Origin of the sequence: Arthrobacter sp. KNU40, from assembly GCF_051515115.1 — a bacterium.
In the GTDB taxonomy this organism is placed as follows: Bacteria; Actinomycetota; Actinomycetes; order Actinomycetales; family Micrococcaceae; genus Arthrobacter.
The window spans coordinates 3,229,019-3,244,673 of sequence record NZ_CP195850.1 but is presented as its reverse complement, the minus strand read 5'-3'; the positions used below and the strand labels follow the sequence as shown (position 1 = coordinate 3,244,673).

Genomic DNA, 15,655 nt, shown 5'->3' with positions numbered 1-15,655 from the left:
ATAAACTGACTGTGCGGTTTGTTTTTTGGCCAGTGTTGAAGTCTTTGACTCGAGGGTTGCTGCGTTACTGGCTGGAGATGAACTGCTGTTCGAGGAGTTGCAACAGTAGCGTCGCGCGTCGTTCGAAGGCATCGAGATCTTTGGGGTCAAGGGCGTCGGTGACCGACTTCAGGCCATCGAATGCGGCCACAATAACCGTTGCCGCGTCGCCGGGATCCCCTGGAAACGTCAAGTCGCCGCTTGCGCGGCCCCGCTGAAGGATGCCGGACACGAGGTCCACCCATGCGGCCAGTGGAGAGGAGCCGCCGGGGTGCTCATTCGCAGAGGCGAGCTGATTGGCCAAGTGCACGACGCCCCACGCGGAAGAGTCGCTCAGGACTGTCCTGACCATGAACTCTCCGAGACTGCGCAACTCCTCAAGCGGATTGTTCTTGCTGAGAATTTCCTCTTGCACGCGACGCAGCCAACGTGCCTTTTGCTCGTCGACGACGGCCTGGGCCAATGTTGCTTTCGAGGAGAAATGGAAGTAGATGGCGCCTTTCGTGAGCCCGACTTCCCGGATGATGTCGTCCATTCGGGTCTGCTCGAAACCCTTGCGTGCAAAAACGTCCGCGGCAACCCGAAGGATCTCATTCCGTGTGGCCGCACCCTTGGGCGTACTGCCTGTGTCGCCAAATTCCATATCGTTAAACTACAAACCGACCAGTAGGTATGTCAATCCGGACAGTTCGCCGACCTCGATATCCGATGGGCACAGCTTGCCGATAAGATTTGGTCGTTTAATGGGGACGCAACAGCAGCGCTGGCTGGTGTGGCAGATCCTGGGAGGAGTGGGGGACCCAATGCGCGATGAAGCGCTCTTCGAGGCTTCCGTCAAGCGGGAGCTCGTCCATAAGCGCTCGGTTTCGGAAGTCTTCTTGACTGGCTTCGTTCAATCAGGTTCCAGGCGGTTCATTGCGGGAGCGCAATGGCCGCGATGGCACGTTTTTTATGGGTCGCCGGACGGTTCGCCGGATTCGGCGATCATGGCTGAGACGTTGCGGCAGGCGGTGATCTTCTTGTCCCATTTGTGCGGAGTGCCCTTGACCCATAAATTCCTCATGCCGCATATGAGCATCTCGGTAGAAGCCGCAATCTTGGATCCGCTGGTACCCGCGCAAGTGGCGGTCGAACTCGATGTCAAGGACATGAAGCTCAGTGGAGGGCACTTGTCGGCACTGGCTGTGTCTGCGAGGTTCGTTGTCGACGGTGCCCCCGTAGGGGAAGGGGTGGCGGCGGCCCGCATTGTGAATCCGGCGACGTACGAGCGATTGCGTGGGGCGGTCCCTGCCGGGTTGCCCGCCGCCGGCGAAGACTTACTGGCGTGTGCCGACGTCGGGCATGCCACCCAGCGGAACGTGATGCTCGGGCAAAGTTCACGCCGGTTCGTCTGGCCGCTGAGGGTTGATCCAACCCACCCGATCTTCTTTGATCATCCCCTTGACCACGTACCGGGAATGCTTTTGGTGGAGGCTGCGAGGCAGGCTGTGCGCGCAGCGTGTTCCCGACCGGATGCAGATTTTGCCTTGTTTGAGGCGGAATTCATGAAGTTGGTCGAGTTCAGTTATCACGTGGACGTTGCTGTGACGCAACTCGATTCACATAGCCCCCACGGTGTGATGAGGGTCCGGTTGCTGCACGAAGAAGAGACCCTGATGTCCTTGTTGGCTCGGGTCAAAACGCCGCGTTGATTCAGGGAGTCCCTGGGCCTTGCGGGTGAATCGGCGCGATGGCCGGCATCATGAAACCCCACATGTCGTCAATCCGTTTGAGAACGTCGCGCCGCTCGGTCAGCACGTTGGAAACCATCTGGACGCCCGTGAATGACGCAACTAGATAGCGTGCGAAGTCTGCGGCATCGACTTCGGGCCGCACGTCACCCTCCAGTTGAGCTTGGCGCGTCAGCATCTCCATGGTCGTGACCCAGTCCTGGTAGGGACCCTTGACGTCTCCGTTGAACGCCGAAGCTTCAAATGTCAGCCGGATGCCGGCCCTGACGATTGGCTCGTCAAGTAGCTGTTGCCCGAATGTCCGGCACATGGCGATCATGGTCTCCAGCGCGGGCAGTCCGGCGGCGGCGATCTTCTCCCCGGCAACACGCACAATGTTGTGCTGTTCGGCGATGACCGCCAGCGCCAGGTCTTCCTTCGACTTGAAATGGAAATAGAGCGCGCCTTTAGTGACCGAAGCGCGGTCAGTGACGTCGCTTAGGCTTGCATTCCCATAGCCGACCTCTTCAAAGATCGACGCTGCACCCTCAATGACTGCCGTCCGGGTGGCTTTGGCACGTTGCTGCATGATCCGCGTGGAGACCTCTCCGGTTTCTGCGTCCGGGATACTTGAGTACATGAAGCCTACGGACCCGAGGATCGGCGGGGGCCATGTCGACATGTGTTGACCATGTGCCCCGGGTCCTGGTCCTGGGTTCGTCAGGTTTCATTGGAAGCCGGGTTGTAGCCTCGCTCGCCGGATCCGGAGGGGCGCACGTTGTGGCACTCTCACGAAAACCGCCTGCAAGACTACGAAACAATAACGCTACCATTGCGACCGCCGACATTTCCGTCCCGGGGAGCCTGATTCCCTTCCTGGCCGGTACGGATGTTGTCATCCACGCCGCATCCTATGTGGGCTCCGAGCCTCGCCTTGCCCAAGAGATCAACGAGGCGGGCACCGGTCACGTCGTTGAGCAATGCCGGCAGGCCGGAGTTGCCCGGCTGATCTATGTCAGTACTTGCAGTGTTTATGGGAGCGGCCCTCACCGCGGCATCCTTGAATCCGAAGCCGGCTATCACCCGGCCTCGGTGGCCAGCGCCAGCCGCGCCGTCGCCGAACAATTGATTCTCGGCTACGGCGGCGAAGTTGTTCGTCCCAACCTCGTGTTCGGCGCGGGAGACCGCTGGTTTGTACCGGGCCTGCTCAAATTGATGAAAGTGGCTGGAGGGTGGCCGGGTGATGGTTCGGCGCTGCTTTCGCTTATCGGGGTGGAGGCCCTGGGAGGGCTGCTTTCCGGGCTTGCGCTGGCGCCCGGACAACCCGGGCACGCTTTCCATGCCGCATACCCGGAACCTGTCCGGGTGTCATTCCTTTTGCAGAGCGTTGCCCGGGCATTCGGTGTGGAGTACCCGAAGTTCCTGGGAGATGACGAACGTGCAGGCCCGGCCTTGCGCGCAGCAGGATTCAGTGGCCATCAGATTGACTTGGTGACGAAGGATCACTGGTATTCCTCTGAAGGCCTTTGGCGGGTTTCCGGGCGCGAACCGGAGAGGTTCAACAATGCTCTTGGTGAATTTTCTTCTGCCTACCAGGTTCCGTGGGAGTCCGCCCGGTCATAAACCGGTTGAACGGTTTGTTTAATGCCCGGTCAGTCTCTACACTTCAGTGCAGTGGCTCGTTGTGTTTTTGCGGCAACAGCTGAAGGGCAGTAATGGGGGGAGGTGCGGCCGAGCAATCGACCGCACCTCATCTGTCCTGAAGCCAGCAGCGTCCGATTTCCTATCTCACATTGTTGTGGTTTAGTATTGACGAGTTGCTCCGGCGGGGATGTAAGTCCCTGCGGGCAAAGTTCGGGGCTGTGGCGCAGCTGGTAGCGCACCTGCATGGCATGCAGGGGGTCAGGGGTTCGAGTCCCCTCAGCTCCACCATATTGACCTTATTCGAACCATCGACATGGTCGATGCCATTGAGTAAGTCTTCAACGATTACCAAAAGGGAACCACCATGTCTGGTGGTTCCCTTTTTGGTGTCAGTGTCAGTGTTGGCGTTGTGGAAGGCCTGAGCGTGATTCAGGGCTTCCGCGCGGTTTGTCCTTGATTGGAGGGCTTGGTGGCCTGCGTGGGCGGCGGCGAGTGTCGCGATCGGTTCGGCAAGTAGAGTTCCGGTGATTTCTTCGTCTTCGACGAGGACTTTGACGAATACTGCTTGGTTGAGTTGGCGGCGTTCCTGGTCGCTGGCGGATCGGTAGAGGGCTTCCGGATCTGCTAGCAGGTCGAGGTAGGTTTCGAGGTGGCGGGCTCCGGCTTCGAGATTGGACTCGACGCTGTCCAGCTGCTCCCGCACTCTCGTTCTTTGGCGCTCGATCTCGGTCAGCCGGGTGCGGATCTTCTCCTTGGCGATGGTGCCGTCAGCGGCGAGATCGAGCAGGTTCTCTTCCTTGGAGTCGCATTCGTTGAGCGTGGCGGCAAGCTGCTGATGGAGGAGCAGATTTGCGGCTTCCTTTTCGCGGAGGGCCTCGCGGATGCGCGTGCGGGCGAGATCGATGAAGGCCGGCGTGAACTGGAGCTTGCCGTATTCACGGACCATGGCATCTTCGAGCCGGGCGCTGCTGATATGGCTGCTGGAGCAGTCTTTGACTGTGCGGCCGGCGCAGAAGAAGTAAAAGTATTCATTGCCCCTGCGTCCGATGGAGCGTTGGATGACCATGCGGTGGACGATGCCGCGCTGGTGGCAGTTGTCACAGTACAGGGTGCCTTTGAGGTAGTGCTCGTGGACCCTGCGACGTTCCCCGGCCGCCCCGCGGCTGTCTAGTAACCGTTGGACCTTGTCGAAGAGTTCGTCGGAGACAAGGGCTTCGTGGCGTCCGGGATGTTCGGCTCCATCGAGGGTGATGATTCCGCAGTAATAGCGGTCGCGCAGCAGTCGCGAGAAGTAAGTTGGTGCAATAGCCTTGGACGGACGCTTGGCACTTGGTTTGGTGGTGAGGCCACGGTCTTCCATGGCTTCAGACAGGTCGGCGAAGGTGTAGTCGCCAGTGGCGTAGAGCTCAAAAGCCTGGGCGACCAGGGGGCCGCGGATTTCGTCGACGGCGACGGAGCGAACTTCGCGTCCTTCGAAGGACTCACGGACGTTGAGGTAGCCGACAGGTGCGCGGCCGATCGTGCCGCCTTTCTTCGCTTTTTGGGCCATCTTGTATTTGATGTCGGCGCCATCTTCGGCGGAGCGGTATTCGTTGAAAGCGGCGAGCAGGCCGTGCATGAGCTGGCCGACGGGGCTGGCGTCGATGGACTCGGTGGCGCTGATCAGCGTGACTCCGCGTTTTTTGAGGTCGGCCATCACGATGGCGTCATCGGTGCGATTGCGCGCGAAACGGGAGAGTTTGTACACCACGACGTAGTCGACGTCCTTGTCGGCGCGGACGCGGCGCAGCATTTCCTGGAAGGCGACGCGTTTGGTCATCTCGGTGGCGCTGCGGCCAGGTTCGATGTATTCCGTAACCACGCTCAGGCCCATTTGCTCGACTTTGCGCAGGCAGGCCTCCCTTTGAGCGGGGATCGAGATGCCTTCAGGGTCGTAGTCCGTGTTTACCTGTCCCTTGGATGAGACGCGGAGGTAGAGGACGGCCCGGGTGCCTGGTGGGGCTTCTTGGTCGATCGCGGTGATAGCCAGATCTTCGGTGTCCGGCTGGTCGACGATGTCTCTGACCATGTCAGTGTCGCTGTAGGCGCTCGTTGGGGCTATTGAATTCATTGCGGTTCTCCGGTTAGGCCTTTCAGACAATAGCTCTTCCTCGCAAGGATTGGAACGGGATAATTCGCCTTCAGAACTGCCGCCGAAACCGACCCCCGTGGCGGTTATCCACGCCCTGTGGATAACTAGGTGTTGAAGACATAGATGGTGCCGTTTCTGCCTTCGATGACTTCCCACGCCTGTTTGTATTTCTCCCAGATGCACGAGCGGTCGAAATCGATCGGGCAGTCGATGCCCTGCTCTGCGATGAGGCGTTCGAGGGCGTGGCTCCATCCCATGGCTTCGAGGAACTCATCGATGCAGGTCTCAGCGTCAGGGAATGTCGCCACATAGTATTCCTCGAATTCGCTCAGTAACTGCTCGCTATGCTGCCCATCGCCGGGGTGTTCCATGGCGTATGCAACGAATGCCTCACCGTACTCGGCTATCCCGCGCCCGATGGCGGAGATCCCCGCCAGTTCCTCCCCGAGGCAGGGTCCGTAGCCATAGAAGCCGATTTTCTCCTCGATGAACCAACCTGGCTCGGCTGGTTGGTTGGAGCGGAGGGCAGGGGAGGCTTCCATGAACGCGTCTACCTGCGCTTGCATTTCCTCAGGTGTTTGGTCCGCCCGGATCCAGGCCGAGTGCCGCACGTTGGCCAGGCAGTCTGCGGCCGAGGTGATGTAGATCCAAGGGCTCTCATCGGTACTGTGGCCGCGTTCCGGATCGGAGCGCCGCTCCGATAGTTCCTTGATTCTTTCCATTACTGGCCTCCCTCCTTGTTAGATGCCGGGGTGGTGTCCCCTCCCGCGGTGACGAGTGCAGCGAGCCCGGTTATTTCGACGACCCGGAACAGTTCATCGTTCAGGCTTGGCTCCTTGTTGATTGCGGCCAGTATTTTCCGGCGGCGCGCTTGGTTGGGAACGACCCAGGCGGTGAGCGGGAAGACGCCGTGGCGTTGTTGTTCGGTGCCGCGGTCGTGGTAGAGCTGCACGGCGAGGCATTTGCGGATGATCACGGGTAGGTGTTCGGTGTCGCGGTCGACTTCGATCATCCAGTGGTCTTCGTAGTCCGGTGTCTGGGTGATGACGAAGAGGTCGGGTTTGATGTGGGTCGGTTGCCCGTGGCGGTTCAGGTACGGCCGCCAGCAGTCCGGTTCCATCTCGGTTCTGATGATGGTGAAGGCCCCGGCGCGGTCGGCTTCGATGAGCTCTAGCCGGGCGTCGGTGACCGCCAGCAGATGCTCAAGGTGACGGGCTGACGGCACCTTGTTGTTTCGGCGCCTGCCCTGGGTGCCTTTGAGGTCGCCGATCGCCTTCTCCCCGGTGTCAGTCACGGCCCAGACGAAGGCAGTGGAACCACCGCTGAAACCGCCCACACGGCGTCCCAGGCGTGTGACGAGCTGGTGGCCATGCAGCCGTTGCAGGACGCGGACGGTGGCACGGGTGGCAGCGAGCTGGCTTTTATGGTCGTGGAAGAACAGCCGCTGGAGTTGGGTGGTGGTGAGGTAGCGGTGGGCTGCCAGGCCGAGCAGGATGCTCCGGTCGCGGGCGCTGAGCTGGGCAAGGGTTTCCCGGCGCTGGTATTTGCTCGTGCGGGTCACCGGCGCCTGTGTCCTCCCAACGGGAGGATCAGTCCCCATCCTTAAAATCGCTTCGGGGGCGCCCTTGGGCCGTTCATCGGTATTCTTCACGGCGGCGGTCGGACGGGCGACTGGACGGCCTCCGTCACTGTTGGAGCCAGTTGCTTGGTCGAGTGTTTGGTTGGTGTCGTTCATGGTTCATTCCTCCTTTTCCTGCCGACGGTCGGTACCATCGGCGCTTTTGTTGATGTGTTCTGCTCTGAGGCCGGACCTATTGCGGTTGCTGGTGGCGGCTTGACCTCTTCTGCTGTTCCGTAGCGCGCACGGCTGTTCCTGCGAATGGTTTCGGGGTCGCTGATCTTGATCGGGGGAGGCATCGTGCTGGCTGATGCCCACCCTGACGGCTGGCCGCGGGCGACCAGGTTGCAGTAGATCTCGTACTTGCCGAGGGACTGGAAATCGATGGGTTCGAGTCCGGGCGCCATGGCGGCCATGGCCTTGGCATCGTCGATCTCCAGAGCGAAAGCGATCTTGCTGCGGGCGTTATTGTCGATCGCTGCCGCCATGGAGGCGGGGAGTTGTTTGCGGAACTGGTGGGCCAGCTGCCAGCCGACACCGAGCGAGCGTGACTGGGCCAGGGCATCGGCCAAGTCTCCGATCTTCAGGTAATCCTGCACCTCATCGACCGTCACAATGACCGGCTGACGTTGCCCGGCAGGTAATGCTGCCCTTGCCTGCACGCACTGCCACAGTTCGGCTATCAGCAAGGAGCCGAGCAGTGAGGCCGATTCGGCTCCCACGACGCCCTTGTTGAGGGGGACGAGCAGGATGCGCGATTTCGCGAACAGGTCGTTCACGCTGAAACCAGGCGCAGCCTGGTTCAAGACCCGCCGCAGCTGGGGGCGGAGCAGAAAGACCCGGAGTTTGTTCAGGAGCGGGGCCGTGGTCGATGCCTGCGCCTCGGGCTTGAGCCCGTCGTACCAAGCCCAGAAACCAGCCAGCACCGGATCGCCGACCTGCGCCGCTGTCAGGGGCCTTCTGTACGTTGCGTCGCTCAGAAGCTGGGGTATATCCGCCAGGGTCTGGTTTCCGGCGCGAACCAGCGTGATCAGGCAGGCGTGCAAGATGTCCTGGCTGCGTGGCCCGATGCCGTCGAAAATGTCCTTGATCGCGACCAGGATGCCATCGACCACGACTTCGGCATTGCGGCCGGTACTGGCCAAAGGATTGAAGCCCACAGGATGCTCGTCGCTTGCGTCAAGCACGACCACGTCGTCCCGGCGGCTCTCAGGGACGCGCGCCAGCACGTCATCGATGAGATCCCGTTTCGGGTCGATGACACAGACGGACCGCCCGGCGAACATGTCCGCCACGATCGTGTTCAGCAGAGCCGTCGACTTACCGCTGCCCGTCGGTCCAATGAAGACCGCATGGCGGAGAGCATCGACGGGCCCGATGCCCATATGCCGCGGTTTGCCCGGGGCGTTGGAGAACGCGAAGACCCGTTCGGAGCCATCGACCTCGGGGGAGGCCGGCAACAGTTTGGGGTGGAGGGGCGGCATGCCAGGCAGATCCGATCCGCCCAGGGGTGGCGCCAGCAACGCGGCGAGCTCGTCGATGCTCAGCCGCAGCGGCCACCGTAGTTTCGGAACCCTCGCCTCATTGAGCTTGACTGCGGATTCCGGGACCAGGCCGGCGCGGATGCCGGGGCCTTCCATAGTACCGACGGACTCCAGGACACCGAGGGCCAGGGCCTGCCGTTTGGCCGAGGTGTCCGCCGCGACGCCGATGCGCACGAGAGCCTGGGCGCTGTGCTGGGCGGCTTTGCCGGCCAGGCTTGACCGTACACCGCCCGGGGCCTGGGTTGTCCCGGAGCTGATGGCCTGCCACCACGGGGCTGTTGGGTTCGTGGTGGTGTCGGCGAACCCCGGCCCGTGGCCTTGCCCGAGGACCAGTTGCAGAACGAGCAGGTCTTCCGCGAAGCGGGCTGCCGATATGGCCGCAAGCAGCGAGCGGCTGATGGCTTCGGGACCATCGATGTTTGCGGCCAGCGACGAGGGCGACAACCGCAAGGCTGCCGCCTTGGCGACCGGCCGCCTCGTGTCCGGAGCTGTCAAGGTGATGCTCGGCAAGAGCTGGTGCAGGAGATGGGCGAAGCGGCGGGAATGCTGCTTGTTCGTGGCCACTTGGTGGCGCACTCTGCCGTTCTCCCCACGGATTTCCCAGATCAGGGTGCCGGGGAGGCGGTTGGAGGCGAGGTGGCGGACGAGCGCCCTCACGGATTCGCTGGTCAGGGGCCGTGGCCAGTGGACTTCCCGCCAGACAAGCTCACGGCCGCCGTGGTCAGTCATGGCTTGTCTCCAACGGCGTGTCCCGGGCGGCCTGTGCCTGCTGCTCCTGGGCCGCCTGGCGCATGGCCATGTCCAGGAGCGTCTTGGTCAGACGGTCAACATTGGGCGGGTCCTGACGGATGCTGCGCACCCGGAGACGCTTTTCTGATTGTTTACCTCGTCGTTTTGCTTGCTTTCCCATGTCGGCAATCCCCCTTTCATTCCGAAGAATTCAATTCCGCTAAGCGGTCAGTTGTTTATATTCCAGACAATTCACAACGTCAATACAGTTTGTATATTCCACAACACCGACTTGACGCCCTGGCAAGTCTCTTTTATAGAGATGAATTAGAAAATTAAGGCTTCGGTATTTCATCCCGTTATTTAGTGGCTACCGGCCCGTTGTCGGCACGATATGTGGTGCTTATGGTCACCAGCGGCGTCGTCTGATCCGCCACCACACCACGGCGGCGGTGATGACTACTGCGATAGCCAAGGCGATGAGGATCCCGGTCCAGACCTGCGAGATGAGTCCGATCGCCCAGTTGATCGCCAGAGCGGCGCCGAGCAGCAACAGGCTCGCGTCGAAGAGCCACCGCAGCGGGCTGCGGGGCTGTGGCTTATCCGCCACGACGCACCTCCGGCTGTTCCTCCGCAGGGAGCTGGTCCGCGTCGGAAGTGTTGAGAATCTGTTCGTCGAAATCGGATGGCACTGGGTAGCCACGGATGCTGACCTGACTGTCGATCTGGTCACCCCAGGCGTCCCAGCCCGGCTGGTGCCTCCGGGCGAACAACTCCAGCCGCGGACCATCACAGAGACGCTCAATCGGAGCATAAAATTCTTCTGGTTTATGAGAATGGTCCTGAACAGGGGCCATCAGCCAGGTTGGCTGGCTGCGGAAGTTGGGCTTCACTCTGCCTCGTGTCCCGACCAGCAGATGCTCGGAGGCATGGCGGAGGTAATTTCCGAGGCCGAATTTGGGTTTGATCCAGGTGAACGGCACTCTGGGTGTGAATCCCCAGGCTTCGAGGACGTCGTACCCGGCACGGAGTGTTCCGTTGGTGACCCAGAGGAAGCACCAGCTGTTCTCGGCGGTGAGGTCGGCCACCGGCATGGCTTTGATGCGTTCCAGGGTCATGAGCTCGTAGTGGCGCTCGGCGCCGAGCTTTCCTTTTTGGTCGATGTCCCATGGCGGGTCGGCCAGGATGCAGGTGTAGCGCTTGCCGGGGGTCTGGTTGGTGTTCATGGGGAATTCCTTTCAGCGGTGGGGTTGGTTGTTGTCAGGACAGGGATGGACTGGGGCACGCGTGTTGTGTCCCGGGCCGCTGTTCGGGCGCGGATGGCCTTGACCATCGCCAGTGCGGTGGCTTCGATCGCGGCGACGGCGATGGCGTTGCCGAGTTGTTTCATGGCCTGCGTTGTGGAGACGGGAAAGGTGAAGTCGGGCGGAAAGCCCTGCATGGCGGCCGTCTCGGTCACGGTGAGCCGGTGCACCACACCGTTGAGGAGGTAGCCGTCCCAGTTGCGGCTGTGACCGATTCGGTAACCTCGTCCTCCGACCAGCACTGTGCGGCCGATGGCCCGCTCGACGGATCCGCCCAGGACATCGGTCATGGTCGTGGTCAGCGGGATCGGGTCCGGGAACTCGAAGGGTGTGTCCGGGTCGCGGAAGCCGACCATGAACAGGCGGGGCCGAAGCTGGGGGAGGCCGAAGTCGCAGGCACGGACGATCTTGTAGTGCAGTGAATAGCCGAGGTCGTCTTCGATGACTGATTTCATGGTGGCGAAGGTGGCGCCGTCGTCGTGTTTGAGCAGTCCTTGGACGTTTTCGAGGAAGAACGCGGTTGGTTGTTTGGCTTCGATGATCCGTGCGATGTCGAAGAAGAGTGTGCCGCGGGTGTCCTCGAAGCCCTGGCGGTGCCCTATGATGCTGAATGGTTGGCACGGGAACCCGGCGCAGAGGATGTCGAAGTCCGGCATGCTCTCGGTGTCGATGGTCCGGACGTCCCCGGCAAACCGGTTCTCCGCAAATAGTTCGGGGCGGGTGGCGGCGAAGTTGGTTTCGTAGGTTTTCCGGGCGTAGGTGTCGTTGTCCGCGGCGAAGACGCAGACGGCACCGGCCCGGTCGAAGGCGAGGTGGAAGCCGCCGATACCGGCGAACAGGTCCGCGAACCTCAATGGCGGTTTCTCGTGCCGGATGCGTTCGGTATTGCAGAAACGCGGGGCTCTGGTGCTGCCGGGGTTGTTCGTGCGGCGTTCGGGGCTGCGGCGCAGGCCCGTTCTGGTCGTGGATTCGGTGATCATGGGTGGGAACCTCCTTTCTGAGCCTGTTTTTGGGCGCGGCCATCCACGGCAAGGGGTGGGGGATGGTGTGGTGTGCCGGGTATCTGGCGTTGGCTCTGGCTGTACTTAAGACCAGAGGCTTGGTTTGGTAAATCGTCCGATCGCTTCGCAGCTGGAGCGGTTGGACGGGCGATGAGACGTGGCCCTTCTTCGACGGGCGACCCGTTCGTGGTCAGTGGTTTGGTGGTTTTCCCGTGGTGTGGAATTCACAACGGTGCCGGCTCTATGGCGGATCGGTCGCGGCGGGCTGTTTTCCTTGGCGGTGCGCTGTCAGGCCGGCGAAGACGGCCCGGGCGAGACTGCCTGGTGGGGATTCCGGCCGGATGGTGAGGCTCGTGATCATCGGCCCGGCCAAGGATTCCGGCGGTGAATTCCTTAGGCCGACAGCGAAGAGCGAGCCCTTGAACGTGGTCAGCCGTGCCAGCAGCTCCGGCAGGTTCGTATCGAATAGTTCCCAGTCGGTCAGGATGATGAGTACCACCTCGTGGTCCGGGTGCCGGGCGGCGATAGCTTCGGCCGCTGCCAAACCGGGGCCGAGGTAGCTGGAGCCGGCCGCGTCCGGCGGTACCGCAAGCCCGGACAGGATCCTGAGTTTCCCGGTCCGGGTGAGCGGTGTCGGGTCGATGCATCTCGAGGTTGGGGTGTCGAAATGGATGACGGCTGCGAGGCAGCGTCCGCACCGGCAATGGCGGGCCAGCACTGTGACAGCGTGGCGGGCTTCGTTGTAGCGGTTGCTGATGGGGTCGTTTCCGGCAGGCCCTCCCAGGCTGCCTGACTCCTCGGTGATGATGATGACCAGGGTTAGCCCGGAGGGGCAGCGGCCAGGGTTTCCGAGCTGGATCGTCGGCTGGCGTTTCTGTGGGCCGGGCTTCGGCCGGACGCTGAGGTGCACCGGGGACTGGAGCTCGCTTGCGAGCAGAGGTTGGCGGATCACTGGCCGGCCTCCGTGGCTGATGTGGTGCGGCGACGATGACGGGAGACCGGCCCGGCAGGCTTGGCCGCATCGTCCTTGGGTGTCTTCACGGTTGCTGGTCGCGGCCCCGGTCCGTGACCGACGACGCGCGGGTTGCCGGTGAGTGAATGGAATTTCAGGGCCTGGAGGTGGGCGGCAGCCGCCTGGGCGCGGTGCTGGTGCTCTTCCTCAATCGAGGCGGCTTCCTCGAGGGCCGTGGCGTGCTGGCGAAGCGCCTGGGTTTTGGCCGTCTTGCGCAGCGCCTTCTGTTCCTGCCGGTAGCTTTTGTCGTACACACCGATGAGATCTGCCACTTCGTCGGCGTAGGCGTAGCTGTTGATCACGGAAGCCAGAGCTGTTGCCCCGGCGAGACCACCGAAGACCAGTCCTGCGAGGGGGCCTTCTATGCTGGCTCTGAGGGCGAAGATTCCGAGAACGAGCAAGCAGACGACGGCACCGGCAATACGACCAACGGTCTTCAGTACCTTGCCGTCATCGTCCGCGCCTAGAAAAAACCTTTTGTAGCGTTTCTCGTCGTCGCTCAGGTCTTCTGGGTCCCGTCGCCGCTGCCTTGCCAGATGGCGCTCTTTGAGATCGTTGCCGACCAGGCCGGCTGTTACGGCGGCGACCCCGGTGGCGCAGGCCAGTCCGGCGGCGATCCAGATCTCCTCGCCAAGGAGGATTGCGGCCCCGGCCACCCCGACGGCGTCGCCGAGTCCGAGAACCGCCCACCCGGTCCAGTAGCGGAACTTGGCATGCGGGCCGCGCTGTACCCAGGGTTGGAGTGTCGTTCGGCAATGGTCGAAGTTCTCCTTAGCGGAGGCGAGCAGGCTGCTGCCGTGGTCCAGCAGTGTCATTTCAGCTTTGGCGGCCTCGTGCAGGCTTTCAGCTGCTGCTGCTTTCGGACGCTGGGAGACTTTGCCGTGGGCGGGCCAGAGGGACAACTGCTCAGCTGCCAGGGCATCGAAGCCTTGTTCCATCCAGGTACCGTCGGCGATTGCCGCTGGTGTTTGGACGGCGGCGGCTTCATCGACGCGCTGCAGGCTGACCATGCCCGATGGGCTGGCCATGGCGGTGGCGGAGTCGGCTACCCGGGGCGGACTTCCAGCCGGGCCGTTTCCTTGTGGGATGTTGAGTGGCATCGGGTTAGCCTCCTGCCGGGGTGTAGTCGGTGACGCTGACGCACTTGGCGGCCTCGGTCCGCTGGCAGATGGCGTCGTAGAAGGCCTTCATGCCGTTGACGACGTCCGTGGCCAGGACTGCCTGGTCGCTGGTTTTGCCGATTCCCGCCACGGTGATCGTGGCGCCGGGCAGTGAGGGGACGTCGACGCCAGCGGCGAGGGTCTTGGCTTCGGTGTCGGAGATGACCCGGTCACCGAGGACCAGTCCGGCGTTTTGTAAGCCGTCGGTCAGGATGAGCAGATCCAACGGGCGGTTGCCGCCAAGTTGCCGGTGGCCCTCGGCTGCCAGCCGGTATTGGGCGAGGATGTCGGTCCCACCAGGGGTAATGGAGCCGATTTTGGTGGCGTAGGCGTCCTCGATGGTCTTCATGACGTCATCGGTCGCCTGGGGGACATGGCGGAGGCGGCTGTTCTCTGTACTCCCGGGCATTTTCAGTTCGCCCTCGAACAGGCTGACTGTGGCTGTGCTGCTGGCTGAGAATGCCACGACAGACAGATGCCCACCACAGACAGCGGTCCGGCGGACAAGGTCTTTGGTGGCTGCGGCGTAGGTTTCCGGGAGTTTTTGCATGCGATCTGTGCCGCTGACATCGATGCTGATCTGTGCTGTCGGCGATGGTGTGGGGCAGGTTGCGAGGATCTTTTGGTTGGTGCCCAGGTCTCCAGGGGTTGTCGTTTCCGAGCAACCCAATAGGGCGAAGATGAACGCTGTAACGACAGCAACCGCCACGGCGGGTGCGATTCTTGGCTTCATGGGGTGTCGGCCTTTCTGGTTCTGAGGGAGAGCGCTGGGGCGGAGGTTGCTGTTGCCTTCCCCAGCGCCGGATGGCTAGGCTCCCGAGACGGGGGTGTTGTGTGAAATTCGGCGGTCGCCTGCTCTGCGAAAAGGACAAGCAGCTTGGCGTCGAGGGCAAGAATTACGGCTTCGTTGAAGCGGCTGCCGACCGGATCGAAATCGGGATCGGGGCCGTAGATAGATGAGGTCATTTGGGGCTCCTTACGGAATCTGTGGGGGCTGACAACGGAGACGTTTCCAGACCTGCGATCCTTCGCAAGGCTTTTCTCTAGGACATCTCTAGGACGCGTAGGACGCCGATCGCAGACGTGAAAGAGCCCGCCCTCAGATTGAGGGCGGGCGTAGGTGGCCCAATGATCTAGCTACTTTTTTTCCGACGAGGCCTTGAGGCTCTCGCTTACTCCCTTCAGGCGTTCTTCGAGGAGCTCTTGGACTGCCGTTTCCCGGTGGTAGTTGTACGTTTCCCGGTCGAGGGCTGGATGCGAATGACCCCAGGGGGTCCTTCGATCAGCAATCTCTCCTCTGCGCATCGCTGCCCGCTGGCGTTTGGTCCAGTGGAAGATTCGCAGGAACGGGGTATCGAACGCTCTCTTGGCGGAGAAGCCTTTGATCTCGGACTCCTTCTCTTCCCGACGAATGGAGTCATCGATGATGCCAATGACACCAAGGAGATAACTTTCATAGGTAGGGCATACGAAGGCTCCCGAGCCTTGTCCAAGCCACACGTAGACGTAGTCGAGCAGACACCTGCCCTCGCCGCCGTACTCGCCAAAGGGCGCGGTGTCCGACGAACCTTCGTATATGGCATCTTCGCCGTCCAAGATGAATGCGTTGAACGACGTAATCGCCCTCTGGATCGGAGTGCTGTAAAGGTGATTCTGATCAAATAGGGCCATGAGTGGTTCCTTTCAGTAAGGGGCCACCCTTGGCGCGGATTGTGATGCATTACGCACTAAATGTCAATGGCAAATATGTTTAGTAGAATCCAG

At 61.8% G+C, this 15,655-nt stretch carries 17 protein-coding genes, 1 tRNA gene and 1 pseudogene; 4 read left to right on the top strand and 15 right to left on the bottom strand.

Annotated elements, in window-relative coordinates; all coding sequences use genetic code 11:
* Positions 1-64: 64 nt before the first annotated feature.
* Positions 65-682 carry a TetR family transcriptional regulator gene (locus tag ACSKT0_RS14935; protein ID WP_437770505.1) on the bottom strand — a complete coding sequence of 206 codons (618 nt, stop codon included), beginning with the start codon at positions 680-682 and terminating at the stop codon, positions 65-67.
* A gap of 100 nt (positions 683-782) precedes the next feature.
* Between ACSKT0_RS14935 and ACSKT0_RS14930 the strand changes: the two genes are divergently transcribed.
* Positions 783-1,730 (top strand): ScbA/BarX family gamma-butyrolactone biosynthesis protein, encoded by a 948-nt coding sequence (locus tag ACSKT0_RS14930; RefSeq protein WP_437770504.1) that lies wholly within the window; start codon positions 783-785, stop codon positions 1,728-1,730.
* Between the two features lies 1 nt (position 1,731).
* On the opposite strand, the gene ACSKT0_RS14925 is transcribed toward ACSKT0_RS14930, so the two are convergent.
* A complete protein-coding gene (locus ACSKT0_RS14925; protein ID WP_437770503.1) occupies positions 1,732-2,430 on the bottom strand; it encodes a ScbR family autoregulator-binding transcription factor in 699 nt (232 codons plus the stop codon).
* Between ACSKT0_RS14925 and ACSKT0_RS14920 the strand changes: the two genes are divergently transcribed.
* From ACSKT0_RS14920 to ACSKT0_RS14910, 3 genes are all read left to right on the top strand, one after another.
* Positions 2,421-3,371: an NAD-dependent epimerase/dehydratase family protein gene (locus ACSKT0_RS14920; RefSeq protein WP_437770502.1), complete on the top strand. Its 951-nt coding sequence runs from the start codon at positions 2,421-2,423 to the stop codon at positions 3,369-3,371. The two genes, ACSKT0_RS14925 and ACSKT0_RS14920, sit on opposite strands and share 10 nt — an antisense overlap.
* 233 nt (positions 3,372-3,604) lie before the next feature.
* A tRNA-Ala gene (locus tag ACSKT0_RS14915) sits at positions 3,605-3,680 on the top strand.
* Between the two features lie 361 nt (positions 3,681-4,041).
* A complete protein-coding gene (locus ACSKT0_RS14910) occupies positions 4,042-4,563 on the top strand; it encodes a hypothetical protein (RefSeq protein WP_437770501.1) in 522 nt (173 codons plus the stop codon).
* 48 nt (positions 4,564-4,611) lie between these two features.
* Here ACSKT0_RS14910 and ACSKT0_RS14905 read toward each other — a convergent pair.
* The 13 genes and pseudogenes from ACSKT0_RS14905 to ACSKT0_RS14845 all read right to left on the bottom strand — a co-directional run.
* Positions 4,612-5,460, bottom strand: a pseudogene (locus ACSKT0_RS14905) (recombinase family protein); the annotation flags it as partial.
* A 167-nt stretch (positions 5,461-5,627) separates the two neighbouring features.
* Positions 5,628-6,245: a hypothetical protein gene (locus tag ACSKT0_RS14900; protein ID WP_437770500.1), complete on the bottom strand. Its 618-nt coding sequence runs from the start codon at positions 6,243-6,245 to the stop codon at positions 5,628-5,630.
* Entirely contained in the window at positions 6,245-7,084 is an 840-nt protein-coding gene (locus tag ACSKT0_RS14895) for a replication-relaxation family protein (RefSeq protein ID WP_437770499.1), read from the bottom strand. Before ACSKT0_RS14895 ends, ACSKT0_RS14900 begins: the two co-directional genes overlap by 1 nt.
* A gap of 170 nt (positions 7,085-7,254) precedes the next feature.
* The gene (locus ACSKT0_RS14890; RefSeq protein ID WP_437770498.1) at positions 7,255-9,414 is read right to left on the bottom strand and encodes a type IV secretory system conjugative DNA transfer family protein; all 2,160 of its coding nucleotides are present in this window, start codon (positions 9,412-9,414) and stop codon (positions 7,255-7,257) included.
* Complete coding sequence (locus tag ACSKT0_RS14885; protein ID WP_437770497.1) at positions 9,407-9,544, bottom strand: hypothetical protein; 138 nt, start codon at positions 9,542-9,544, stop codon at positions 9,407-9,409. Before ACSKT0_RS14885 ends, ACSKT0_RS14890 begins: the two co-directional genes overlap by 8 nt.
* Positions 9,545-9,823: 279 nt before the next feature.
* Positions 9,824-10,024, bottom strand: a complete 201-nt coding sequence (locus ACSKT0_RS14880; RefSeq protein ID WP_437770496.1) for a hypothetical protein — start codon at positions 10,022-10,024, stop codon at positions 9,824-9,826.
* Positions 10,014-10,640, bottom strand: coding sequence for an MT-A70 family methyltransferase (locus ACSKT0_RS14875; RefSeq protein ID WP_437770495.1), 627 nt, complete (start codon positions 10,638-10,640; stop codon positions 10,014-10,016). The genes ACSKT0_RS14880 and ACSKT0_RS14875 overlap by 11 nt, the downstream gene beginning before the upstream one ends.
* Positions 10,637-11,698, bottom strand: a complete 1,062-nt coding sequence (locus ACSKT0_RS14870; protein ID WP_437770494.1) for a DNA cytosine methyltransferase — start codon at positions 11,696-11,698, stop codon at positions 10,637-10,639. The genes ACSKT0_RS14875 and ACSKT0_RS14870 overlap by 4 nt, the downstream gene beginning before the upstream one ends.
* A 262-nt stretch (positions 11,699-11,960) precedes the next feature.
* Positions 11,961-12,671 carry a hypothetical protein gene (locus ACSKT0_RS14865; RefSeq protein ID WP_437770493.1) on the bottom strand — a complete coding sequence of 237 codons (711 nt, stop codon included), beginning with the start codon at positions 12,669-12,671 and terminating at the stop codon, positions 11,961-11,963.
* Positions 12,668-13,831: a hypothetical protein gene (locus ACSKT0_RS14860; RefSeq protein WP_437770492.1), complete on the bottom strand. Its 1,164-nt coding sequence runs from the start codon at positions 13,829-13,831 to the stop codon at positions 12,668-12,670. The genes ACSKT0_RS14865 and ACSKT0_RS14860 overlap by 4 nt, the downstream gene beginning before the upstream one ends.
* A gap of 4 nt (positions 13,832-13,835) precedes the next feature.
* A complete protein-coding gene (locus tag ACSKT0_RS14855; RefSeq protein ID WP_437770491.1) occupies positions 13,836-14,624 on the bottom strand; it encodes a hypothetical protein in 789 nt (262 codons plus the stop codon).
* Positions 14,621-14,857 (bottom strand): hypothetical protein, encoded by a 237-nt coding sequence (locus ACSKT0_RS14850; protein ID WP_437770490.1) that lies wholly within the window; start codon positions 14,855-14,857, stop codon positions 14,621-14,623. Before ACSKT0_RS14850 ends, ACSKT0_RS14855 begins: the two co-directional genes overlap by 4 nt.
* A gap of 171 nt (positions 14,858-15,028) precedes the next feature.
* Positions 15,029-15,562 carry a hypothetical protein gene (locus ACSKT0_RS14845; RefSeq protein WP_437770489.1) on the bottom strand — a complete coding sequence of 178 codons (534 nt, stop codon included), beginning with the start codon at positions 15,560-15,562 and terminating at the stop codon, positions 15,029-15,031.
* Positions 15,563-15,655 lie beyond the last annotated feature (93 nt).

What these genes read in the sequence shown, in the direction of transcription:
- ACSKT0_RS14935 (WP_437770505.1), bottom strand. Translation starts at nt 682, where the DNA reads ATGGAATTTGGCGACACAGGCAGTACGCCCAAGGGTGCGGCCACACGG.
- ACSKT0_RS14850 (WP_437770490.1), bottom strand. Translation starts at nt 14,857, where the DNA reads ATGACCTCATCTATCTACGGCCCCGATCCCGATTTCGATCCGGTCGGC.
- ACSKT0_RS14855 (WP_437770491.1), bottom strand. Translation starts at nt 14,624, where the DNA reads ATGAAGCCAAGAATCGCACCCGCCGTGGCGGTTGCTGTCGTTACAGCG.
- ACSKT0_RS14860 (WP_437770492.1), bottom strand. Translation starts at nt 13,831, where the DNA reads ATGCCACTCAACATCCCACAAGGAAACGGCCCGGCTGGAAGTCCGCCC.
- ACSKT0_RS14870 (WP_437770494.1), bottom strand. Translation starts at nt 11,698, where the DNA reads ATGATCACCGAATCCACGACCAGAACGGGCCTGCGCCGCAGCCCCGAA.
- ACSKT0_RS14845 (WP_437770489.1), bottom strand. Translation starts at nt 15,562, where the DNA reads ATGGCCCTATTTGATCAGAATCACCTTTACAGCACTCCGATCCAGAGG.
- ACSKT0_RS14930 (WP_437770504.1), top strand. Translation starts at nt 783, where the DNA reads ATGGGGACGCAACAGCAGCGCTGGCTGGTGTGGCAGATCCTGGGAGGA.
- ACSKT0_RS14875 (WP_437770495.1), bottom strand. Translation starts at nt 10,640, where the DNA reads ATGAACACCAACCAGACCCCCGGCAAGCGCTACACCTGCATCCTGGCC.
- ACSKT0_RS14900 (WP_437770500.1), bottom strand. Translation starts at nt 6,245, where the DNA reads ATGGAAAGAATCAAGGAACTATCGGAGCGGCGCTCCGATCCGGAACGC.
- ACSKT0_RS14920 (WP_437770502.1), top strand. Translation starts at nt 2,421, where the DNA reads ATGTCGACATGTGTTGACCATGTGCCCCGGGTCCTGGTCCTGGGTTCG.
- ACSKT0_RS14925 (WP_437770503.1), bottom strand. Translation starts at nt 2,430, where the DNA reads ATGTCGACATGGCCCCCGCCGATCCTCGGGTCCGTAGGCTTCATGTAC.
- ACSKT0_RS14890 (WP_437770498.1), bottom strand. Translation starts at nt 9,414, where the DNA reads ATGACTGACCACGGCGGCCGTGAGCTTGTCTGGCGGGAAGTCCACTGG.